This window comes from Ferruginibacter sp. (assembly GCF_028288465.1).
In the GTDB taxonomy this organism is placed as follows: Bacteria; Bacteroidota; Bacteroidia; order Chitinophagales; family Chitinophagaceae; genus Ferruginibacter.
Map to the genome: position 1 here is coordinate 283,005 of NZ_JAQBNR010000021.1, position 17,386 is coordinate 300,390.

Sequence of the window (17,386 nt, forward strand, 5' to 3'; positions counted from 1 at the left end):
TTTTTGTAATACAAGATTAATTATTTGTTAGCGGGCGGCTGCTGTTGCTGGCTCCTCATTTTTTGCTGCATTTGTTGCATTTGCATTTGCTGTTCCATAGCTTTCTGCTGTTGTGCCATTTCCTCGGCCTGTGCCTGCTTCTGGCTGGTAACGTCAACCACTTCCACATCAAAAACTAAGTTCTCATTGGGTGCAATTTGCGGAGCTCTGCCCTGTTCACCATAACCTAGTGACGAAGGAATATAAAAACGGGCTTTTGTCCCTTTTGAAAGCATCTTTAAACCTTCAACCCAACCAGGGATAACCCTTGGAGCTGACATCAAAACCGACAATAGTTCTGTATGGTGAAACTGAGAATCAACATTGCTGTCGAATGGTTTACCTTCCAGGCTTTTACCAGTATACTTCATTTTAACACCAACTGAATCTGTTACTTTTTCGCCGGTACCTTCCTGCAAAATTTCTACATAAACACCTTTGGGTGACTTTTGTGCCTTAATATTTTTAGAAGCCAAATAATCTGCAAGTGTTTTGTCATCTTTTTTTAACTGTACCAGTGCATTTAATGAATCCTTAGTTCTGGCCATTTCCATTTGCAATTTATTAGCACTATCCGCTGCTTCCTTAGTAGTATAAATACTTACAATTTTATAGTAAGCAATGAGGCTACCACCTTTTTTAATAAACGGAGGAAAATTTTGACCGCCTGACATCAAACTGTCTACAGATTGTTTTACAATAACACTATCCCCTTTTTTCAGCTGGTTAAATATTTTGTAATAACTACCCGGCATACTTGCAGAATCCATTATTTGAATTGGATTGGCAGTTTTTCTGGAATCCATCAGGACAGTATCTTTTGAAGCACCGGCATCTTTATATGTTTGCACATATTGAATTTCAAAAAAGTTTCCGTTTTGTAATTTGTTGCCGGTACCCTCAGAGACGATTTTGTACTCCATCCCTTTTTCGCCTTTTTTAAAAGACCCGCCCCCGTTACAACCGGCCAGCAGTGCAGATGATACGGCCAGTAGATAAAAAAATTGCTTCATGTTTTTTTTGTGTTTAAAATTGATAATTGCTTAATTGATCTTTATTTTCTTTCATGGCTGTAATAAATTTAGCCACTACTTCTTCCAGTGTTTCTTTATTTTGTCCACCTGCTGCATTAAAGTGACCGCCACCATTAAAATATTTACGGGCAAAGGTATTTACGTCAAAGCCACCCTTGCTTCTGAAAGAACTTTTGCGTTCTTCACCGCGATCGATGATGATTGCGGCTAATTTAATTCCCTGTATACTCAGCGGATAGTTTACCAATCCTTCTGTATCGCCGGTCTTAATATTGTATTTAATTAAATCGGCCTGCGGGATGGCAATCAGCGCTGTATTGTATTCGTAAAAGATTTCCATCCGGTTCAGCAACACATTGCCTAAAAAACGGAAACGGGCTTCCAGGAAATTATCATATAAAGCCTCGTGTATAGGGCCGTGATCTAAGCCTTTATCCTTCAGCGTGGCCACCATTCTATGTACATTAGCGGAGGTTGCGGGAAAACGAAATGAGCCCGTATCTGTCATTACACCGGCATACAGGCATTCTGATACCGCTGGACTGATTTTATCTTCATGCCCGCTGGCCATAATAAAATCGTAGACCATTTCACAGGTGCTGCTTTTGCTGGTATCACTTTCGCCATAGGCAAATTTATCTGCCTGCGGTTCCTGGTGGTGATCTATCAGAATTCTTTGCGCAGCCGCATTGGCTAATTTTTCCTCCATCCGCTTCGTGCGGTTTAAGGTATTAAAATCAAGACAGAATATCCAGTCTGCGGCATCAATTGCCCTGTCTGCTTCTTCTGTTTGTCTTTCGTAATCCAGCACGAGTTTTGTGCCGGGCATCCAGTTTAAAAAACTGGCCCAGTTGGTAGGAGATATAACCGTAATAGTATGACCAAACTGCAAAAGAAAATGGTATAAACCCAAAGAAGACCCCATGGCATCGCCATCCGGTTTCTGATGAGTAGTTATTACAACCTTTCTTGGCTGCAGCAATAAAGAAAATATTTGTTGGAGTGACTGCATAAAGCGGCGCAAAAGTAACTGAAAGTTTTTAGTTTTCCGTTTTCTGTTTTATGCGGATAAGCTGGTTTACCATTTTACTAACTTTTTTGGCCAGCAATACAGGTTTATTTTAACATGAATTTTCTACTCTGACACAAAAACGGTTTATCTTTGCGCCTCAAAAAGAAACTATGGGTAACAGAACATTTACGATGATTAAACCGGATGCAACTAGGAAGGGCCATACCGGGGCAATTTTAGCACAGATAAACGGCGCAGGCTTTAAGATTGTAGCATTAAAGATGCTCCATCTTTCTGCCCAAAAAGCTGGCGAATTTTATTCAGTACACAGGGAAAGACCTTTTTATGGAGAACTCGTGGAATTTATGAGCAGTGGCCCAATTGCTGCAGCCATATTGGAAAAAGACAATGCAGTAGAGGATTTCAGAAAACTGATCGGTGCAACCAATCCTGCCCAGGCAGATGAAGGAACCATCCGGAAATTGTATGCCGCTTCCATTGGCGAAAATGCCGTGCACGGAAGTGACAGCGATGCAAACGCCCTGGTAGAAGGAGACTTCTTTTTCAGTAAGCTGGAACAGTTTTAATTTTTTCCGGCAATCAGCCTTGTGTAATTGTTAGTATTTTTCTGGCAATGTTATCTTCACAGGGTATATAAAATAAATGCCTGCGTCTTTAAACGCAGGCATTTATTTTATATCAACTTTCTATTAATAATGCTGGTATCAACTATTACATTAAAACCTGCTGACATTAACGGTTTTGGAGCGGTTGTACCGTGTAGCCTTCTTTGCGCAATAAAGCGATCAATCCTTTTTCGCCAACCAAATGCCCTGCTCCCACAGCTACAAAAACAGGATTTTTTTTCATGATGTCTTTTAACTGCGTTACCCAGTTTTTATTGCGGTTGTTTAACAATAAATCTTGGTGGCTTTCCATACCCGATTCACTTTTTGAAAACAGGTTTTCCATTTCATTTAATTGCTGGTTTTTATAAACCTGCATCATCGTGTCAAAAGACTTTCTGTTCGATTCCATGCTGTCGATGGATTTTAATAATTCTTTTGCCTGCTCTTCGTAGGGAATACTATCAAAAACAGCAGCCTGGAACTCCATTGTCTCCAATCCCCTGATTTCCTTTTTGTTGGTTTTAGCCAGTCTCACCAGTTCTTCCTCTACACCTGAAATTGTTTTACAGGGCATCATTTTAGGATAAAGTAAAGCTTCCAGGAAGAAAGGTTTCATTCTTGCTACAAAAGACAAGGATGTTTTAAGCGAATCTAAAAAAAACTGCCTCACTCTTTTATACTCCGTATCGTTGTACAATTGCTCCAGCGTTTTTCCATCTTTCATTGTCATCAGTGTAAAGCCACCGAGTAATGTAGCCGGATCGTCCATATCCATTTCCATATACACTTTGTCAGCCCGTTTAACAGCGGTAGCTAACTGGTTGCTGAAATGGATATCATTTTTACACATCAGGTGAAAAGTACCAAAAATATAAGATGGCTGCTGCAACCCGTTGCCGCTCACCTGCCATAACAAACTGTTATTGTCTTTATTAATGAGTAGCTTAGGCAGCGCAGGCTGTGCATTGCAGGAATAAAACAGACTTATCAGTAAAAGCGTTTGTATATATTTCATGCACTTCCAATTTATCAGGATAAAACACCATACAGGCTTCCCCCCTTGTTAAACAATTTGTCAATCTTCTTTTCAGTTGCTGCATCCTTAATAACAGGCGGTGCATGGTGTGGCTTTATACGGGCATCAAATACAAGCGGTCCGCTGCATCCCCAGTGTTTATTAATGGTGCAGCTGTTGATACCATATAAATCATGGGATGGATTACAACGCGTAAATGCAATCCATAAAAAATTATTAAGTTGTTCGCTAATGAACGCTGCATCATCACAGATGACCAACACAGGTACTGTTTGCAGCACATCAATGCTTCCCTGCAAAAGGGTATTTAATATTTCCATTTCTTTTGCAGCTGCCCGGTAATTTTCAAAGGGCCTTGCCTGTAAGGCTATTACACCGGGCATTACCAGTGATGGCCGTTCAAAATATTGCAGGTGTTGTAAACAGGATGGTATTTCTGTTGCCAGCTCTCTGATAATTTCTCCGTAAGCAGCCAACAGCACTTTACTGCCGGTATTTAGGGAAGTTCCGGAATAATCAAGTGTATCGATTGTGGTATTGGTATAAAAATGCACATCTCTTAAAAGATTGATGCGTTGTAAAATAAACTGCAGGTACAATTGAATATTACCAGTAGTAAGTTTGTTGGCGTCATCTGCAGTAATAAATAAAAATTTGGCAAGACTTAACTGTCCTGTACCCAAAATATGATTGGCGATGGTTAATATCTCTGCAGGCTGTTTGGCCGGTGCATAAGGTGTGTATCGTTCGCTGCCAATTGCCAGCAGTAACGGATGTACGCCGGCTGCATCCACTGCATGCACCTCCTTCAATCCGGGTATTTCAGCCTGTAAAGCGCTCCCTGCAATTTCATGTATCAGTTGCCCGAAACTGGTATCTTCCTGCGGTGGCCTGCCTACCACTGTAAACGGCCAGATGGCGTTTTTTTTCGCAAATACTTTATGCACCTTCATCAATGGAAAATTGTGCCGCAGACTATAATAACCCAGGTGATCACCAAAAGGTCCTTCCGGTTTATTTTCACCGGCATGAACTTCGCCCGTAATAACAAAATCGGCATCGGTACTTATACAAAAGTTATCTACATAAGTATACCGGAAACGCCGGCCACCCAACACGCCGGCAAAAGTCATCTCACTTATTCCTTCCGGAAGCGGCATCACTGCTGCTACGCTATGTGCCGGAGGGCCGCCTGCAAAAATGCTCACTTTAAGTGGTACCCCTTTTTTATCTGCCTTTGTTTGATGAACACCTATACCGCGGTGCAACTGGTAATGCAAACCAATTTCTTTATTCATCTCATAGTTGTTTCCGGAAAGCTGGATGCGGTACATGCCTAAGTTGGCATGCATGATTCCTGGTTGGTCAACATCTTCTGTATACACCTGTGGCAGCGTTACAAATGCGCCTCCGTCCATGGGCCAGTGATGCACCTGTGGAATGTCTTCTATTTTTATTTGCTGAAACAAAGCAGGCTTAACAACAGGATTTTTCAATGGCAGTGCTTTTAATGCGGCCACACCTGCAGAAAAATTGCGGATAGGATGTTTGATGGCTTTTACCGGATCATTCTTTAATTCAATCAATTGCTGAACCAGCAACAAGGTATCCCGGAAAATAAATTTACTTCTTTGCAAAGTGCCGAAGATATTTGATGCAGCCCTGAACTTGCTGCCTTTTACATTTTCGAACAGCAAAGCCGGTCCGCCTGCTTCATGTACCCGTAAGTGTATAGCCGCCATTTCAAGATAAGGGTCTACTTCTTCTTTAATACGCACCAATTGCCTGTTTGCTTCCAGGTCTAGTAAACAAGCTTCTAAAGATTGATATGCCATGCGGTTAGGTTTCAGTGTAAAAGTAAAACACAAAAACCATCAATTGGTTGGTAAGAGAACATAAAACTATCAGTAAACATTTACAGGGCAGCCTGTTCTTGATTTTCCACCGTTCAAGCTTGAACCTTCGCCTCCATTTATTCTGACGCTGATTGTAAAACCAGCAAAGTAATACCAGTCTTTACTTGCGGGGTTTCCGCGGATGGTGCCTGCTGCAGGATAACTAAACGCAGGCTTTAACTCATCGGCCCTGAAAGCCAGCTCCACAGCGCGGGGACCATTATTGAGTAATAGTTGTGATTTGTCAGCATAGGTTGTGCTAACATCATCAAGATAGTCGGTAAAGGTTTTTCTAAGGCCAATTTCAAAACCAACTCTTACCTGTTGATTCAATGCCATCCTGAGACCTGCGCCACATGGAATTGATACCCCTGTGAGATTGTATTTTTTACGGCCATTGTAAAATCCCTGTCCTTCTGTACCCAGGGGCTGCAGGTAAGCCTTCCGTCCAAGCGAGTCAAATGTGTATGGATTAAAATGGAAACCCGCAACACCGGCAAAGACATAGGGTGTTAAATCCTGGACCTTCAGACTGATCAAGTCGTACTCAAGCCCGAGTTGTATTTCACTTAAAGGAGAAGAAAAATTAAGGTTACGCGTGGCATTCTTGTTGGCTTTTTTATCATCGCCACTTATTTTACCCATTTTGAACCCGGCTGTTATGAATAGCTGATCTGTTAATTCGTAAGCCACACCCAAACCACCGGCCAAATGTGCCTGATCAAAAGTAAATCTTTTATCTTGCAGATCCCCCTGGTAATTACTCATACCTGCAAAACCCGTAACAAGTATGCGTTGCGCCCGTGTAAAAAAAATAGTCCCCAAAAATGTCAGGCAAAAAAAGAATCTTTTCATAGCGATGGTAAATTAAAGGATACATCCATTGCAACAATCATTCCCATTGTGTTTTAAATTTATGTTTACAAAATACATAAAACAATTTCTTAAAGGATAGTAATCACTTAATTAAAAAAATATTTATCTGCCGTACTATCGCCATGGGAATAAAACTGCGCTTTTACAGGATTGAAACGCCAGTTACCTATCTTTATTATATTAATTCTGAAGTGCACAATGGATAAAAGTTTAAATAAATACATCAGTGAAACAGGTTTTTGTTCCAGGCGGGAAGCTGACAAATACATTGAACAGGCAAGGGTTACGATCAACGATAATATTGCCGTAAAAGGTAACCGGGTAATGCCGGGCGATGTAGTGGAAATAGATGGAGAACCGATAAAAAAGAAAGATAAAATTGTGTACATCGTTTTTAATAAACCAGTTGGCATTACCTGCACCACCGATCTTAAAGACAAGCACAACATTATTTCCTTTATCAACTATAAAACCAGGATATTCCCGGTAGGGAGATTGGACAAGCCATCGGAGGGCTTAATATTTTTAACCAATGATGGCGATATCGTCAATAAAATTTTAAGGGCTGGCAACAATCACGAAAAAGAATATGTAGTCACCGTTGATAAACCCATCAACAATGAATTTATTCACAAGATGGGCAACGGGGTAAAAATTTTAGACACGGTAACAAAAAAATGTATTGTAAAACAAGAAGGGAAAAACCGCTTCCGGATTATACTTGTGCAGGGGCTTAACCGCCAGATCAGAAGGATGTGCGAGGTACTGGGATATCATGTTGAAACACTCAAACGGGTCCGTATCATGAACATTACACTGGCAGGGTTACCTGTTGGCAAGTGGCGCTATTTCACAGCCGAAGAAATAAAAACAATTGAAGCAAATGTTTCATCGTCTGTTAAAACTGAAGACGGATCTTACTTTGAATAAAACATGCCTTGCAACTATACCTTTGCTGGTAGTACCCTTTGCTTCATTACCTCATACAAAATGATACCGGTAGCGACAGATACATTCAACGAATCAAAATCGGTCAACATAGGGATCTGAAATTGTTCGTCGCATATTTTTAATAATGGCTGATAAACACCATGCTCTTCTCCTCCCATTACGATAGCGCAGGGCTCGCTTAAATCAAGCTCGAATACCTTTTTTGTGGCCGTCATTTCGCTGGCAAAAACTTTTATGCCATTTAAATGTAATTCATCCACCGTTTTCATCAGGCTGTTGACGCGGCAGACAGGTATTTTTTCCAATGCGCCCGCCGAGGTTAATATGGCATCTTCATTTAAAGCTCCAACACCTTTATCCGGTATAATGATACCATTAACACCAAAACAAAAGGCGCTTCTTGCAATGGCACCGATGTTACGAATATCGGTTATTCCATCCAGTATTAAAAACAACGGCACTTCTCCCTGCTCAACAATAAACGAAATAATGTCCTGCAGATTTTGATACTGAATTTTACTGATCACTGCTATACAACCTTCATGGTTGCTGACGTTGAAGCCATTTAATTTTTCAACCGGCACTTTATTAATGGGTACCAAATTCTTTTCAGCTAGTTGTCTTATCTCCTCAATCACTGTTCCATGCACGGTACTTTGCAGGTAAATGCGTTCCAGTTGTTTACCCGATTTCATGGCATCAATGACCGCTTCCCGGCCAATGACCAATGTATTTTTTTTAGGACGATGCTGCTGTTGTCTGAAATTTTTCACAATGCAAAATTAAGTGTTATTGAACAGGGATAAAAAAACCATAAGTTTTAAAAACTTATGGTTCGTTAAAGCATTTTTTTATGGATTGGCAGATCTTATTTTAATCCAAAAACTTTTTTCACATCTTTTACTGCATCCAGTTTTTCCCAGGTAAATAATTCTACCTTCTTCTTCACTGTTTTACCATCCGGAGAACTAAATATTTTTTCCACCACCTCGTTTTTACGCCCCATGTGACCGTATGCTGCAGTTTCGCTGTACATAGGGTTACGCAATTTTAAACGCTGTTCAATAAAATAAGGGCGCATATCAAAACATGGCATTTCCATTATCTTTTTCGCAATTTCACCATCGGTTAAGTTTACTTTTGCAGTACCATAAGTAACTACATTGATGCTGGTTGGCTGAGCTACACCAATTGCATAACTTACCTGAACCAGCACTTCGTCGCAAAGCCCTGCAGCTACGAGGTTTTTAGCAATATGTCTTGTGGCATAAGCCGCACTTCTATCCACCTTGCTGGGATCTTTGCCACTAAAAGCACCACCGCCATGTGCCCCTTTCCCTCCGTATGTATCTACAATAATTTTACGACCTGTTAATCCCGTATCGCCATGCGGACCGCCAATTACAAACTTACCTGTTGGGTTGATGTGGTATTTAATTTTATTGGTAAACAGGTGATCGTACTTGGGGTATTTTGCTCTTACCCTTGGTATCACAATATTGATGATGTCTTTTTTTATTCTTGCCAGCATGGTTTCATCTTTGCCAAAATCATCATGCTGTGTTGATACTACAATGGCATCAATACGTATAGGTTGATTGTTATCATCATACTCCAGTGTAACCTGGCTTTTTGCATCCGGACGCAAGTATTTAATTGCTGTATTTTCCCTGCGCACTGCAGCCAATTCCAATAAAATAAAATGCGCCAGGTCCAATGCCAGTGGCATATAGTTCTCTGTTTCGTTGGTAGCATATCCAAACATCATCCCCTGGTCACCAGCACCTTGTTCTTCTTTCTTTTGCCTGTCTACCCCCTGGTTAATATCTGCAGATTGTTCGTGGATGGCAGAAAGTATACCACATGAATTGGCCTCGAACATGTACTCACTTTTGGTATATCCTATTTTGCGGATAACGCCACGTGCAATTTCCTGTACATCAAGATAGGCCCTACTTTTTACTTCTCCCGCCAATATTACCTGGCCGGTGGTTACCAAAGTTTCGCAAGCTACTTTACTGTTAGGATCAAACGCTAAGAAATTATCAATTAAAGCATCGCTGATTTGATCAGCCACTTTATCCGGATGTCCTTCACTTACGGACTCTGATGTAAACAAATAAGGCATATAGTTTTAAATTTTGAGTTGCAAAGATAAGTGTGTAGTTGTAAACAACAAAGCCTCCCAAATTTTATGGAGGCCCTGAATGAGTAGTTGAATTACTTTTTTAAATTTTTGAATATACAATCCGCAGCCGCATTCTGTAATTCGGATTATTTCCACTGCCTAGTTTTATGCCGCCATAAGCCAGGCGGTTGCTGAAAGGCAGCTTGTAACCATAATACAATAAATCGTATGGCGCCGACACCCGCAAGCTGTAATTCTTTTCTTTCTTGGTTACTATACCCTGCACATAACGACTAATGTTAAATACATAATAGTTCATCTGCAAGCCGGTAAGCTGATCAATTTTTTTGAGCTGATTTCCGCCGAAATAGGCGTAGTCAATTCCTCCCGTTGGATAAAAAGGTTGTGCGCTTGTGTTAGGATTATAAAACGTTGATGGATTCAGGTCATACGGCAACGGCTTGTAATTCCATGCCCCGGTATCAATTCTATCCACGTACAAAAATGATGGCGCAGAGAGAGCTGTTGCCAGAGAAGGAATTTCCTCCATCACCAGTTCTGCACGGTGTATGATACTGTTTTTAAAAGTGTCCAGGCCCGGAATCACCAGGTTAGCATAAGTTCCAGGCGTTGCCTGGATAAATATTTCATTCGAGGCAGGATTTTCATATTGAGAACCTTCCCTGTTTCTGTTGACATAATTGGCAGTAGCAGAATTGGATACGCCTGTACTTAAAGATACAACACTCCATGAAGAATGCGCCGTGTCGATTGGCAATCCGTTCTTTCTGCGGTAATGAATTTCGAGCCTTGTAGCGGCATCCGTAAGACTGATATAAAATAGCCCGTTGTTATCTGAACTTGCATCAGTTTGTATAGCAAAACCCTTGAACACAGTTTTAAATAGTGAGTCGGAATTAAACGTTTTGCCAGTAGTTGAATCGCTGTTGGCAAGAATCTTGGCCAAAAAAGATGAATTCAATGGAATCCTTACCTGGTAATTAACCGAATCTTTATGATTGTCTAAAAAAGTATAATTTGCCAGGTTGGCCGGAATAACTGTAATTTCTCCCAATAAATTGGAAGGGGTAACAGCCGGCTGATAGTTGATTTGATAGGCAGTGTCGGGTTTGAAATTGGTTTCTGCATCACTCATCTCAAATACCCGCAAATGCTGTGGCCTGGTTGAATCGCCATAAAAGCCTTTGTAGGAAAGGCAAAGTACAACCGAATCAAAACCTGTACCTGCAGGCGCAAAAGGTTGACCTATGGTATCTTTACTGTTGCCGAAATAATATGGGAAAAAGCGGGGTTTAAGCTCAATATATATCCTGGCGTCGGTTTTGCCAAAAAGCGGATCGCTGGTAATACTTCCCAATACATGCACATCGCCAATGGAAACTCTTGTACTGTCAGGGGATAATATTCCCTGGGTAGCAATAACAGAAAGGGTATCAGCAAAAGTATGCACATTGTCAACAGCTGGTATAAGATCCTGACCAACCTTGGTGGTATCTATCTTTGTACAACTCCATGAAACAAGGGAAACAACTCCAATAGCTAAAAATAAACGTAAAAATTTTCTTTGCACAAAAACAATATTTAATGAATGGGCTGGGTCTTATCCCTATTTGGCAAGGTCGTTATATAATTGTAAATAGTCTGTTAAATCACTTTCCGCATTATAAGGCAATGTTTTTTTGCCTTTTATTTTGCTGAATTCTTCTACTAATTTTTTATCCACTTTTTCTGCCCCAAAAGTAACAGCATCTGCAAATGCGGCACCGCCCCTGAACATCGCAACATTATTAATATCCTTAAAATATTCAAGTTCCTTTTTGGTAACGTTATCATTGATTGTGATGAGCTTTAAAAAATCAGCACCCAACTTTTCCTTGAATGTTGTTTGGCCAATTGTGTACACTACTTTGCAATTACTGAATACAGGTTCTTTTTTGTAAGCTGCTTTTATAAACATAGGTATCAATCCTGTCATCCAGCCACTGCAATGAATAATATCCGGAGGCCAGCCAAATTTTTTCACCGTTTCAAGAGCCCCTTTACAAAAGAGTGCTGTTCTTAATCCATTGTCATCATACCACTTTTCGTTTTCGTCGGTAAAAACTGTTTTACGTTTAAAAAAATCCTCGTTATCTAAAAAATAAACCTGCAATCTTGCATTGGGAAGCGAAGCTACTTTAATCACCAGTGGATAATCATCTCCATCTATTGAAACATTAATACCTGATAAACGAACTACTTCATGCAAACGGTGTCTTCTTTCATTGATAATTCCAAAACGTGGCATAATGCACCTTACTTCCATGCCGCTGTCGTTTGCCTTTACTGCCAGTTTATTAATGATCTCCGCAAACTCTGTAAGTTCAACGTAGGGAGACATTTCATTGGCAATGAATAAAATTCGTTTTTTTGTTGACATTTGTGATTGATTAGATTAAAACAGAAGGATTTCCATAAAGGGACGCAAAGTTAAGATAATTTTATTAAAATCAATCTCAACGTAGATTTGAAGCTCAATAAAAGCAAATATGATCATAGTAAAAAAGATTACAGACGTTCAACAATTTTTGGCAAAAGATAATGCGAAGCAAAAGTCAACTGGCTTTGTACCAACTATGGGTGCATTGCACGATGGGCACATTTCGCTCATCAAAGCCGCAAAAAAGGAAACAGGTGTCGTAGTTTGCAGCATATTCGTAAATCCGACCCAGTTCAACGATCCTAAAGATTTTGAGAAGTACCCCGTCACCATAGAGTCGGATATTTACCTGCTGGAAAAAGCAGGATGCGATGTTTTGTTTTTGCCTGCGGTAGCCGAAATGTATCCCGAAGGTTTTCAAACAAGTCTCCATTTTGAGCTCGGATTTATTGAAACGATACTTGAAGGAGAATTCAGGCCGGGGCATTTTCAAGGCGTTTGCCAGGTGGTATACCGGTTATTGGAAATTATTACGCCGGACAAATTATTTTTAGGGCAAAAGGATTTTCAGCAATGCATGGTAATCAGGAAAATGGCTGCGACATTTTTCCCCAGGCTGGACATTATCATTTGCCCTACACAAAGAGAAAGCTCCGGCCTGGCAATGAGTAGTCGTAATAAACGGTTGAGTGATGCGGATAAAATAACAGCTACAGCAATATTTGAAACAATGCAGTATGTAAAAAATAACATACAACCGGGGAATTTAAATCTGCTTCAACAAAAAGCTGTCCGGCAGCTGACTGCAAAAGGATTTAGAGTTGATTATGTGGCTATAGCCGATGCCTTTACATTGCGGTTGCAGGAAAGCTGGGATGGAAAAGAGCAGATAGTGGTATTGGTAGCTGCATTTTTAAATGAAGTAAGACTGATTGATAACTTGATACTAAATTAATTATAGGGCCATAAAAACATTCCGCTGACAACATCGTTTTTTAGTATTGTGAAACGTTTGTTTTTTACTTTGTAATTTTAGGTCTATATGCGAAAGAAAACTGCCTTGGTATTACAATATATTTTCTTTTTGGGAGGTGGCATTTTTTTGATATGGTGGCAGTTTCATAATATGACGCCGGATCAAACGGCGAAATTTAAATATGCACTGGCAGATGCAGATTACCGTATACTTGTTCCCGTCATTATTTTCGCCCTGGCCAGCCACATCAGCCGATCGCTGAGGTGGAAAATTTTGCTTGAACCGCTGGGCTATACCCCTTCTCTTTTCAATACGTTTAGTGTAACCATGGTGGGTTATCTTGCCAACTCATTTGTGCCACGTTTGGGGGAAATTTTAAAATGCACGCTACTGGGTAAATATGAAAAAATACCCGTACAAAAACTAATTGGTACCATTGTAATAGAACGTATTTTTGATTTTTTATGTTATCTGATTTTTATCATATTTACAGTGTTAATACAGTACAAATTGGTAGGCGGTTTTGTACGACAGGAAATAGCAGAGATGGTGAGCAGCAACAGCGGCATTCCACTATGGTTAAAGGCCGCAATTGCAATTGCGGTTATTATTGCAGCTTTTTTGCTCCTCCGCTTTTTGTTCAGAAAATTTGCGCCGGCAACGCTGCTGCGGCGGATCAACAACTTTATACAAGGATTAAGGGAGGGTATTGCCAGCATAAGAAAATTAAAAAAAAGAAGGCTATTTTTATTGCACACCCTGTTCATCTGGACTATGTACCTGCTGCAAATTTACCTTGGATTTTCTGCACTCAAGGACGTGTCGCACCTGGGCTTGGATGCGGCCTGTGCTGTGTTAACGCTGGCTACACTGGCAATGATTGTTACACCAGGTGGCATTGGCACTTTTCCGGCGGCAGTTTTCCTGGTCTTGAACTTATATAATATCGACCATTCCACCGGTGAAGCATTTGGCTGGCTGATGTGGGGCACAACTACTTTTATTGTTTTATTTTTTGGACTGATTTGTCTTGGTGCATTGTTTTTTACACACCGAAAAAAACAATCCACTCCTGCTGCCAATACTTCGTCTGCCACTATAATATAATTGGTATGCTCATTAAAAGTTGATAAAAAGTTAACAACAGCATTTAATTTTATTGAGATCAATCCATTTAATTTCACCGCTTTTAAATATAAATTGAATTCGTTTTGCTTAAACAGAAAGTAATTATTCGGGATATCAGCTGGCTGTCTTTCAACAGCCGTGTACTTCAGGAAGCTGCAGATGAAACCGTACCACTGCGGGAAAGAATCAAATTTCTTGGCATCTTTTCCAATAACCTCGATGAGTTTTTCCGGGTAAGAGTGGCCACCTTAAAAAGAATGATAGAAGTGGGGCAAGCCGGTAACATGCACCTGGAAGAAGCTCCTCAATCGATATTGCGTGAAATCCAGGAAAAAGTGGTGCAACAGCAAAAAGAGTTTGACAGGGTATGGAATGAAATTTTGCGGGAACTAAAAAAAGAAAAAATATTCCTGATTAATGAAACGCAATTAAACCGGGTACAAAAGCAATTTATTACCGACTATTTCAATGACGAAATAAGAAGTAATATCGTACCGTTGATGATTGAAAGCATCCAGGCCTTTCCCACGCTAAGTGACAAATCCATTTACCTCGCGTGTAAAATGTCGGCCAAAAATAACAGCATCCCCCAGCGGTATGCACTTGTATCCGTACCAGCAAGGCGTTTAAGCCGTTTTGTAATTTTACCCTCCAAACAAAATGAACACACCATTATACTGCTGGAAGATGTGATCCGGTTTTGTTTACCCTATATCTTTTCTTATTTCGGCTATGATGTTTTCTCAGCTCATATAATCAAGGTTACCAGGGATGCTGAAATTGACATTGACAATGACATTGAAACTTCCGTAATTCAAAAACTGGAAAAGGCTTTAAAGAACAGAAAAAAAGGAAAACCTGTCCGTTTTATTTTTGATAAAGACATTGATGCTTCTTTACTGACTTACCTGATCAAAAGATTGGGCTTAACGGGAAAAGATAATTTGATACCGGGAGGCCGCATTCATAATTTTAAAGATTTTATCAATTTCCCGGAGTCCGTTTTTAAACAAAAAAGTACCAGGAAAAAACCGTTCTTACATCCGGTGTTGAAAAACGTTAACCGCGTTACAGATGTTATTTTACAAAGGGATGTACTGCTGACTTTTCCCTATCATTCTTTTGACAGCCTGACTGACCTGCTGAGGGAAGCTGCAATTGATCCGGATGTAAAAAGCATAAAGATTACATTTTACAGGCTGGCCGCAAGATCAAAAATCATCAATGCGCTTACCAACGCTGTACGTAATGGTAAGGCAGTAACAGCGGTACTTGAACTACGGGCCCGGTTTGATGAAGAGGCCAACCTGGAATGGAAAGAAGAACTGGAAGACGCAGGCATCAAAGTGCTGATTGGCGTTCCCGATTTAAAAGTACATGCTAAAATTTGCCTGATAAAGAAAATAGTAAAAGGCCGCACCGTACATTACGGTTTTGTAGGCACCTGTAACCTGAATGAACAAACAGCCCGGATTTACGGTGATCATTGTCTGCTTACTTCAGACCGGTTTATAATGGCTGATCTCAACCGCATATTTCATTATCTGGAACAACCCAAAACCAGGATCGGCATTTTAAAACAATGCAAAACACTGCTGGTAAGCCCAGTTAGTTTACGCAAACAACTGATTCAATTAATTGACCGGGAAATTAAAGCCGCCATATCAAAAAAGCCGGCTGCCATCACCTTAAAATTAAACTCGCTGAGTGATGAAATACTAATCAATAAACTGTACGAAGCCGCCAGGGCCGGGGTTGAAATCAACATGGTTGTAAGAGGTATTTTCTGCATGCTCACCGAAAATAAAAAGTTTAAAGAACCCGTACATGCCATCAGTATAATTGACGAGTACCTTGAACATGCCCGGGTAATGATTTTTTATAATGGAGGAAAAGAGAAAGTATTTATTTCTTCTGCAGACTGGATGGTGCGTAACCTGGATCACCGCATTGAAGTTACCTGCCCCATCTTTGAAAAAGAAATACAGGAGGAGCTAAAGGACATTCTGCGGATACAATTATCGGATAATATAAAGGCACGCAAACTGGACAATGACCTGAGCAATCAATACATCAATCCCCGCAATACAAAAAAAATCCGCAGCCAGGTGGATATTTATAATTACCTCTACCGCAAATTAGCCACAGGATAAATTCATTGCTGCCGATTGCGTCAATAGACTAATTCAATGGTATATTTGTGACACATTTAAACCATCATACAATAAACAGACAGGATATTGAAATTAGCAGCCATCGACATCGGCAGTAATGCAGCAAGGCTTTTGATAACAGAGGTCATAAAAAATGAAAAAGGCAGCGATGCGTTCAATAAGCTTAATCTTGTAAGAATACCACTGCGCCTGGGCTTTGACGTTTTTGAATACGGTTTTATCTCCAAGGAAAAAATAGGGATGGTGTTGCAAACCATGAAGGCGTATAAACATTTATGCAATGCCTACGAGGTGGAACATATTAAAGCCTGCGCCACCAGTGCTATGCGGGATGCAAAAAACTCCGCGGATATAATCCGAAAGGTAAAGATGGAAACCTCCATTGAAATTGAAGTGATCAGCGGCGACCTCGAGGCCGGGCTGGTATATGAAAACCATGTGGCGGAAAACATGGATAAGGATCATAGTTACTTATACATTGATGTGGGCGGAGGCAGCACAGAACTTTCGTTTTTTAGCAACGGCATTCTCACTTATAAAAAATCATTTAATATTGGCACCATCCGTTTACTTAAAAACATGGTAACAGACAGCAACTGGGATGATATGAAAGACAATATCCGTGCAGTTACGAAAGGTCAAAAGGAAGTGGTAGCCATCGGAAGCGGCGGCAACATCAACAAAGTGTTTTCCATGAGTAAGAAAAAAGATGGCAAACCTTTATCGCTGGAATTATTGAGAGATTATTATAAAGAGCTCGGCAGTGTAACGCTGGATGAAAGAATTAACCGCTATAACTTAAGGTCAGACAGGGCTGATGTGTTGATACCTGCTATCCAGATCTACATCAATGCTATGCGATGGGCCGGAGCCGAAGCTATTTACGTACCTAAAATTGGTTTGGCAGATGGATTGATCCGGCATTTATGGGATGAGGTAAAGTAGATTGATCTGCTAAAAAGATTGCCCATCATCATTAAAACTTAATTATTTTATACCAAATTCAGATTGTTTAAATTGTAGACGCGATAAGGTTGCGATATAACATTTTAAAAAATAATGTTTATA

At 40.3% G+C, this 17,386-nt stretch carries 15 protein-coding genes; 6 read left to right on the top strand and 9 right to left on the bottom strand.

Features of this window, described 5'->3' with window-relative positions:
* Positions 1–20 precede the first annotated feature (20 nt).
* Complete coding sequence (locus JWR61_RS10440) at positions 21–1,052, bottom strand: FKBP-type peptidyl-prolyl cis-trans isomerase (RefSeq protein ID WP_301927756.1); 1,032 nt, start codon at positions 1,050–1,052, stop codon at positions 21–23.
* Positions 1,053–1,065: 13 nt separating this feature from the next.
* Positions 1,066–2,085 carry a bifunctional oligoribonuclease/PAP phosphatase NrnA gene (locus tag JWR61_RS10445; RefSeq protein WP_301927757.1) on the bottom strand — a complete coding sequence of 340 codons (1,020 nt, stop codon included), beginning with the start codon at positions 2,083–2,085 and terminating at the stop codon, positions 1,066–1,068.
* A 170-nt stretch (positions 2,086–2,255) separates the two neighbouring features.
* Between JWR61_RS10445 and JWR61_RS10450 the strand changes: the two genes are divergently transcribed.
* Positions 2,256–2,672, top strand: a complete 417-nt coding sequence (locus JWR61_RS10450) for a nucleoside-diphosphate kinase (protein WP_290337753.1) — start codon at positions 2,256–2,258, stop codon at positions 2,670–2,672.
* A 166-nt stretch (positions 2,673–2,838) separates the two neighbouring features.
* On the opposite strand, the gene JWR61_RS10455 is transcribed toward JWR61_RS10450, so the two are convergent.
* From JWR61_RS10455 to JWR61_RS10465, 3 genes are all read right to left on the bottom strand, one after another.
* Complete coding sequence (locus tag JWR61_RS10455) at positions 2,839–3,729, bottom strand: TraB/GumN family protein (RefSeq protein WP_301927758.1); 891 nt, start codon at positions 3,727–3,729, stop codon at positions 2,839–2,841.
* Between the two features lie 14 nt (positions 3,730–3,743).
* A complete protein-coding gene (locus JWR61_RS10460) occupies positions 3,744–5,585 on the bottom strand; it encodes a UbiD family decarboxylase (RefSeq protein ID WP_301927759.1) in 1,842 nt (613 codons plus the stop codon).
* Between the two features lie 69 nt (positions 5,586–5,654).
* The gene (locus JWR61_RS10465) at positions 5,655–6,500 is read right to left on the bottom strand and encodes a DUF6089 family protein (protein WP_301927760.1); all 846 of its coding nucleotides are present in this window, start codon (positions 6,498–6,500) and stop codon (positions 5,655–5,657) included.
* A 219-nt stretch (positions 6,501–6,719) separates the two neighbouring features.
* Between JWR61_RS10465 and rluF the strand changes: the two genes are divergently transcribed.
* Positions 6,720–7,451 carry a 23S rRNA pseudouridine(2604) synthase RluF gene (gene rluF / locus JWR61_RS10470; protein WP_301927761.1) on the top strand — a complete coding sequence of 244 codons (732 nt, stop codon included), beginning with the start codon at positions 6,720–6,722 and terminating at the stop codon, positions 7,449–7,451.
* Positions 7,452–7,465: 14 nt separating this feature from the next.
* On the opposite strand, the gene rlmB is transcribed toward rluF, so the two are convergent.
* From rlmB to JWR61_RS10490, 4 genes are all read right to left on the bottom strand, one after another.
* Positions 7,466–8,245, bottom strand: a complete 780-nt coding sequence (gene rlmB / locus JWR61_RS10475) for a 23S rRNA (guanosine(2251)-2'-O)-methyltransferase RlmB (RefSeq protein ID WP_301927762.1) — start codon at positions 8,243–8,245, stop codon at positions 7,466–7,468.
* Positions 8,246–8,340: 95 nt separating this feature from the next.
* Complete coding sequence (gene metK / locus JWR61_RS10480; protein WP_301927763.1) at positions 8,341–9,600, bottom strand: methionine adenosyltransferase; 1,260 nt, start codon at positions 9,598–9,600, stop codon at positions 8,341–8,343.
* A 100-nt stretch (positions 9,601–9,700) separates the two neighbouring features.
* Positions 9,701–11,191, bottom strand: a complete 1,491-nt coding sequence (locus tag JWR61_RS10485) for a DUF4270 family protein (RefSeq protein WP_301927764.1) — start codon at positions 11,189–11,191, stop codon at positions 9,701–9,703.
* A 36-nt stretch (positions 11,192–11,227) separates the two neighbouring features.
* The gene (locus JWR61_RS10490; protein ID WP_290337761.1) at positions 11,228–12,040 is read right to left on the bottom strand and encodes a glycogen/starch synthase; all 813 of its coding nucleotides are present in this window, start codon (positions 12,038–12,040) and stop codon (positions 11,228–11,230) included.
* Positions 12,041–12,149: 109 nt separating this feature from the next.
* Here JWR61_RS10490 and panC point away from each other — a divergent pair, with 109 nt between their 5' ends.
* The 4 genes from panC (at position 12,150) to JWR61_RS10510 (ending at position 17,263) form a co-directional block, all read left to right on the top strand.
* Positions 12,150–12,995, top strand: coding sequence for a pantoate--beta-alanine ligase (gene panC / locus JWR61_RS10495; RefSeq protein WP_301927765.1), 846 nt, complete (start codon positions 12,150–12,152; stop codon positions 12,993–12,995).
* Positions 12,996–13,082: 87 nt separating this feature from the next.
* Entirely contained in the window at positions 13,083–14,123 is a 1,041-nt protein-coding gene (locus JWR61_RS10500) for a lysylphosphatidylglycerol synthase transmembrane domain-containing protein (protein ID WP_301927766.1), read from the top strand.
* Between the two features lie 104 nt (positions 14,124–14,227).
* A complete protein-coding gene (gene ppk1, locus JWR61_RS10505) occupies positions 14,228–16,297 on the top strand; it encodes a polyphosphate kinase 1 (protein WP_301927767.1) in 2,070 nt (689 codons plus the stop codon).
* A gap of 87 nt (positions 16,298–16,384) precedes the next feature.
* Complete coding sequence (locus tag JWR61_RS10510; RefSeq protein ID WP_290337765.1) at positions 16,385–17,263, top strand: exopolyphosphatase; 879 nt, start codon at positions 16,385–16,387, stop codon at positions 17,261–17,263.
* Positions 17,264–17,386: the final 123 nt, after the last annotated feature.